The organism is Halomonas sp. BC1 (genome assembly GCF_002078135.1).
GTDB lineage: Bacteria > Pseudomonadota > Gammaproteobacteria > Pseudomonadales > Halomonadaceae > Vreelandella > Vreelandella stevensii.
The window spans coordinates 1-2797 of record NZ_LFGS01000008.1; the positions used below are offsets into that span (position 1 = coordinate 1).

At 60.1% G+C, this 2797-nt stretch carries 1 CRISPR repeat array.

From position 1 onward, the window contains the following. The first annotated feature begins 37 nt into the window (after positions 1 to 37). A CRISPR array of direct repeats spans positions 38 to 2765; the repeat unit is 28 nt; unit sequence GTTCGCTGCCGCCCAGGCAGCTCAGAAA. Positions 2766 to 2797 lie beyond the last annotated feature (32 nt).

Genomic DNA, 2797 nt, shown 5'->3' on the forward strand with positions numbered 1-2797 from the left:
AGAAATAGTGCCACCAGAGTGCCAACGGCAGCAAGCCGTTCGCTGCCGCCCAGGCAGCTCAGAAAGCGAAAACATGCCACGCAACCGCGTTATTGCTGTTCGCTGCCGCCCAGGCAGCTCAGAAATTCTGGCGTTTGCAGATGGCGACATTGACCGCGTTCGCTGCCGCCCAGGCAGCTCAGAAACAGCACGTTGGAGGCAATATCGGCGGCGCTGGGTTCGCTGCCGCCCAGGCAGCTCAGAAAATGTAGCCCATGTACCCCAGCGCTTCGGAGCTGTTCGCTGCCGCCCAGGCAGCTCAGAAATGATTGACGTCAAAGCCAGCCTGGGCTAGGAAGTTCGCTGCCGCCCAGGCAGCTCAGAAAAATGATTCCATCCAGGTAGGCAGCGCCGCCGTGTTCGCTGCCGCCCAGGCAGCTCAGAAAGCCTCAAAAGCTGCTTGCTGATATGGCCTAAGGTTCGCTGCCGCCCAGGCAGCTCAGAAATCAAGGCGCTGTTGGAATCGGTGCGTTTCAAGGTTCGCTGCCGCCCAGGCAGCTCAGAAAGAGTGGCGCATCCGGCTGTGGCGCGACACTGCGTTCGCTGCCGCCCAGGCAGCTCAGAAATATCCCTCATTGGCTTCACCACGCCTGTGACGGTTCGCTGCCGCCCAGGCAGCTCAGAAACTACGGATATACCGCTGGTTCAGCACTTAGACGTTCGCTGCCGCCCAGGCAGCTCAGAAAATACACAGTGCCCGACCACATGCTAACCGACAGTTCGCTGCCGCCCAGGCAGCTCAGAAAAACCGATCAATCCCGCGCTTTGCGGCTAATCCGTTCGCTGCCGCCCAGGCAGCTCAGAAACTCGGCATAGCGCAGCACCGCTTCCCTGCCATGTTCGCTGCCGCCCAGGCAGCTCAGAAATGATTAACAATGTCAGCCACGATGGCGCTCGTGTTCGCTGCCGCCCAGGCAGCTCAGAAAAGAAGAAGATGAGGGGTTTGATAAAATCAACCGTTCGCTGCCGCCCAGGCAGCTCAGAAAACGATACGCCCTCAACAACGGCAACACATCCTGTTCGCTGCCGCCCAGGCAGCTCAGAAATCCTAGTAGGCGCTGGCGGCCTGATGTACATGGTTCGCTGCCGCCCAGGCAGCTCAGAAAAACGCCACCGCCACCACTGCCAATAGCCTCATGTTCGCTGCCGCCCAGGCAGCTCAGAAATGGCTCAAACTGGCGGCGTGACCATCAACATGGTTCGCTGCCGCCCAGGCAGCTCAGAAATCGCTTACCGGAATGATCTCTACCCACGTCCCGTTCGCTGCCGCCCAGGCAGCTCAGAAAAGGATGATGATGCAAGGTGTAAATTTCCATGAGTTCGCTGCCGCCCAGGCAGCTCAGAAAAAACACCCCATGGTGTGAATAGACCAGCTAGTGTTCGCTGCCGCCCAGGCAGCTCAGAAAGTAACCAGTGGAACCATCGCGAAACTTCACTAGTTCGCTGCCGCCCAGGCAGCTCAGAAAAGGGTATTACATGACAGCCGAAAAGGCCTTGAGTTCGCTGCCGCCCAGGCAGCTCAGAAAACGTCGGCGCGTTCGCGGGCCTCGACGATCTCGTTCGCTGCCGCCCAGGCAGCTCAGAAAGTCGGGCTGAACGGCTGGTGGCCTATGTTCTGGTTCGCTGCCGCCCAGGCAGCTCAGAAAAGCAACGACCGGAAACCGCAACCCACGGAGATGTTCGCTGCCGCCCAGGCAGCTCAGAAATGCGCCGCCTGCTGCAGGCCATTCCAGACAGCGTTCGCTGCCGCCCAGGCAGCTCAGAAAAGGGTGACGACCTGAGAATACTTGCCGCTTTCGTTCGCTGCCGCCCAGGCAGCTCAGAAAAGCGCGCCCAGCTCCACCTGGTTGCAGTCCATGTTCGCTGCCGCCCAGGCAGCTCAGAAATTCACCGAAACATTCAGCGTAGAAGCGTTCGAGTTCGCTGCCGCCCAGGCAGCTCAGAAACGCGCCCTGGAGGCGCTGGAAGAACTGCTGAAGTTCGCTGCCGCCCAGGCAGCTCAGAAATGCAGCGCTTCTACTGCGAGACGCAAGAGCAAGTTCGCTGCCGCCCAGGCAGCTCAGAAATAGAAATAATAGTGCACCAAACACGCCACTCAGTTCGCTGCCGCCCAGGCAGCTCAGAAAGAGACCCCAACAACTGGCAGGCGCTGCTGAACGTTCGCTGCCGCCCAGGCAGCTCAGAAATATGCCAGAGCTTCAGCATGAAGGTATTAATGGTTCGCTGCCGCCCAGGCAGCTCAGAAAAACGCGCCATTGGCGGCGTATGGCTTGATAGTGTTCGCTGCCGCCCAGGCAGCTCAGAAAAAGATGTTTTGGCAGTGATTCGGTCGATGGTGGTTCGCTGCCGCCCAGGCAGCTCAGAAAAACCACTATAGCGCGCTGCCAATCGTCATCGTGTTCGCTGCCGCCCAGGCAGCTCAGAAATGCCCCCACCAGGGGAGCGACTCAGGGCCGTAGTTCGCTGCCGCCCAGGCAGCTCAGAAATGATCGATGCCCGCTTTTTCGGCAGCCTGTACGTTCGCTGCCGCCCAGGCAGCTCAGAAAATTCCACCCCTTCGGCTCCCCACTGGCTGGCTGTTCGCTGCCGCCCAGGCAGCTCAGAAATTCCCGGCACGTTCGTGACCAGCGATGGCACTGTTCGCTGCCGCCCAGGCAGCTCAGAAACGGGGCGTAGCCCGGGACCGAGGGCGTGGCGAGTTCGCTGCCGCCCAGGCAGCTCAGAAATTGCCAACCGACGCTCATACTCATCGGGCGCC